This window comes from Streptomyces diastatochromogenes, from assembly GCF_002242805.1.
In the GTDB taxonomy this organism is placed as follows: domain Bacteria; phylum Actinomycetota; class Actinomycetes; order Streptomycetales; family Streptomycetaceae; genus Streptomyces; species Streptomyces diastatochromogenes.
The window spans coordinates 1-3,481 of sequence record NZ_MCGQ01000087.1; the positions used below are offsets into that span (position 1 = coordinate 1).

2 protein-coding genes are annotated in these 3,481 nt (G+C 72.9%); both read left to right on the forward strand.

The annotated features are described in order from the left end of the window. The coding region (locus BEK98_RS45355; RefSeq protein ID WP_244202275.1) for a phosphopantetheine-binding protein at window positions 1-1,055 on the forward strand (1,055 nt) is incomplete at its 5' end. 83 nt (window positions 1,056-1,138) lie between these two features. After that, on the forward strand, window positions 1,139-3,481 hold a 2,343-nt coding region (locus BEK98_RS45360; protein ID WP_143684259.1), incomplete at its 3' end, for a type I polyketide synthase.

Genomic DNA, 3,481 nt, shown 5'->3' on the forward strand with positions numbered 1-3,481 from the left:
AGTACCGCACCGTCCTCAAGGGGGTCGAGTACCAGGCCCCCCGGATCCCCGTCATCTCGACGCTGACCGGCCGCCGGGCCGTCGGTGACGACCTGCGCCACCCCGACTACTGGGTACGGCAGGTGCGTGAGGCCGTCCGCTACGGCGACGCCGTCACCGCGATGGAGGAGCAGGGCACGCGCACCTTCCTGGAGATCGGCCCGGGCGCCGTCCTCGCCGCCCTCGCGGCCCAGGCCGTAAGGGAGCCCGACACCACCCTCGCCGTCGCCGCGGTACGCGCCGGGCAGCCGGAACCGGAGTCGGTGGTGCGCGCCCTCGGCACCCTGCACGGCCGTGGCGTGGCGGTGGACTGGGAGGCCTTCTTCGCCGGCTCCGGCGCCCGCCGGGTACCGCTGCCGACCTACCCCTTCCAGCGCCGCCGGCACTGGCTCGACCAGCTCCCGCCGGCGGACGGCGGACCCGGCCGGACCCCCGCCCCCGCACCGGACACCCGGCCGGAACCGGAGACCGCGCCCGCCGCCCGGACCGTGACGCTGGCCGAACGGCTCGCGGACCTCGCCGGGACACAGCGCCGGCCGTACGTGCTGCAGACCGTGACCGCGCTGGTCGCGGCCGTCCTCAAGCACCCCGACCCGGCCGCGATCGGGCCCGACAAGCCCTTCCAGGACCTCGGGTTCGACTCCCTGACCGGGGTCGAGCTGCGCAACCGGCTCGCCGCGGCCACCGGGCTCACCCTGCCCGCCACCGTGGTCTTCGACCACCCGAACCCGGCCGCGCTGACCGCCTACCTCCTCGACACCGCGGCCCCCGCACCCGCCGCCGGCGTCCGCTCACACCTCGACGCGCTGGCGACCTCCGTCGGTGCGTTGCCTGACGACGCCGAGACCCGCGCCGAGGCCGTGACCGGGCTGCGTCAGCTGCTGGCGGGGCTGACCGGCGACGCCGAGGCCCCCGCCGCCCCGGCCTCCGGCGCGGCGGCGGACCTGATCGCGTCCGCCTCCACCGACGAGATCTTCGACTTCATCGACACCCAGCTCGGCCGAGCGGCGGACTGACCAGTGGGCGGGCCGCGCCGACCGGCGGCCCGCCCGCCTGGCCCTGTGTTCCGCCCCGCACCCGAACGAGAGGCTCATTTCGCATGTCTGCTGCCCAGCCCACCGAGTCCGGCACCCCGACCACGGCCCAGACCCGGGAACAGAAGCTGGTCGACTATCTGAAGTGGGTGACCGCGGACCTGCAGAAGGCACGCGAGCGCGTCACCGAACTGGAGTCCGCGGCCCGGGAACCCGTGGCCATCGTCGGCATGGCCTGCCGCTTCCCCGGCGGAGTGGCCTCGCCGGACGGCCTGTGGCGCCTGGTCACCGAGGGCCGCGACGCGATCGGCCCGTTCCCCGCCGACCGCGGCTGGGACCTGGACGGCCTGTACAGCCCGGACGCCGACGACCCCGGCACCTCCTACACCCGAGAAGCCGGATTCCTGGACGGCGCCGCGCTGTTCGACGCCGACTTCTTCGGCATCTCGCCCCGCGAGGCCACCGCCATGGACCCGCAGCAGCGGGTACTGCTGGAGACGGCCTGGGAAGCACTGGAGGACGCGGGCATCGACCCCGCCTCGCTGCGCGGAACCCGCACCGGTGTCTTCGCCGGCGTGATCGAGCAGAGCTACCTGGGCCTCGCCGGTCCCCGGGAACTCGAAGGCCACCTGATGACCGGCAAGCTGAGCAGCGTCGCCTCGGGCCGGATCGCCTACGCCCTGGGCCTCGAAGGCCCCGCCCTGTCGGTGGACACCGCCTGCTCCTCCTCCCTCGTCGCCCTGCACCTGGCCGCGGAGTCGGTCCGGCGCGGCGAGTCCTCCCTCGCCCTGGCCGGCGGCGCCACCATCACGGCGACCCCTGGCGGCTTCGTCGACTTCTCCCGACAGCGCGGCCTCGCCCCCGACGGCCGCATCAAGTCCTTCGCCGCGGCGGCCGACGGCACGTCGTGGTCGGAGGGGGTTGGGCTGTTGGTGGTGGAGCGGTTGTCGGATGCGCTGCGGAACGGCCACCGGGTGTTGGCGGTGGTGCGGGGCAGTGCGGTGAATCAGGACGGGGCGAGCAATGGGCTGACGGCGCCGAATGGTCCGTCGCAGGAGCGGGTGATCCGGCAGGCGTTGAGCAGCGCTCAGCTTGGTCCGGCGGATGTGGATGTGGTGGAGGCGCACGGTACGGGAACCCGGTTGGGGGATCCGATCGAGGCGCAGGCGCTGCTGGCGACTTACGGTCAGGACCGCGAACAGCCGCTGTATCTGGGCTCGTTGAAGTCCAACCTCGGACACACCGTCGCCGCCGCCGGTGTGGGGGGTGTCATCAAGATGGTGCAGGCGATGCGGCACGGGGTGATGCCGAGGACGCTGCACGTGGACGAGCCGACGCCGATGGTCGACTGGGCCAGTGGCGCGGTGGAGTTGCTGACCGAGGAGCGTGCCTGGCCCCGTGGCGAACGGCCGCGCCGGGCCGCCGTCTCCGCCTTCGGCGTCAGCGGCACCAACGCGCACGTCATCCTGGAGGAACCCGAGCCGGAAGCCGCCGCCGATGAGTCCGGCAGGCCGCTCCCCGCACTGCCCTGGTTCCTCTCCGCCCGCAGCACCGACGCCCTCGCCGCCCAGGCGGAACGGCTCCTCGCGCACCTCGCCGAACACCCCGGGGCGACCGCCGCCGACATTGGCTACTCCCTGGCCACCACCCGCACCCTGCACGAGCACCGCACCGCCGTGACCGGCACCGACCGCACCGAACTCGAAGCGGCCCTGCGGGGCCTCGCGTCCGACCCCACCCGCACCCACGCCGCCATCGACGGCGCTCTCGGTCTGGTGTTCTCGGGTCAGGGTGCGCAACGTCCGGGGATGGGGCGGGAGTTGGCTGAGGCGTTTCCGGTGTTTGCGTCGGCTTTGGCTGAGGTGTGTGGGGTGTTGGATCCGTTGGTGGGGGGTTCGGTGCGGGAGGTGATGTTCGCTTCGGATGGCGAGGATGCTGGTCGGTTGGGTCGTACGGGGTGGACGCAGCCTGCGTTGTTCGCGTTCGAGGTGGCGTTGTGGCGGTTGGTGGAGTCGTGGGGTGTGGTGCCGGGGTGTGTGGCGGGTCATTCGGTGGGGGAGTTGGTGGCTGCTCATGTGGCGGGTGTGTGGTCGTTGGAGGATGCGTGCCGGGTGGTGGCGGCGCGTGCGGGGTTGATGGAGGTGTTGCCTGAGGGTGGGGTGATGGTGGCGGTGGAGGCGGCGGAGTCCGAGGTGGCTTCGTTGCTGGCCGGTCGTGAGAGTGAAGTGGGGATCGCGGCGGTGAACGGGCCGTCGGCGGTGGTGATTTCGGGTGTCGAGGGTGCCGTGGAGGAAGTGGCCGGTCACTTCTCGGAGTTGGGGCCGCGGGTGCGGCGGCTGACGGTGTCGCACGCGTTCCACTCCCCGCTGATGGACGGGATGCTGGAGGAGTACCGCACCGTCCTCAAG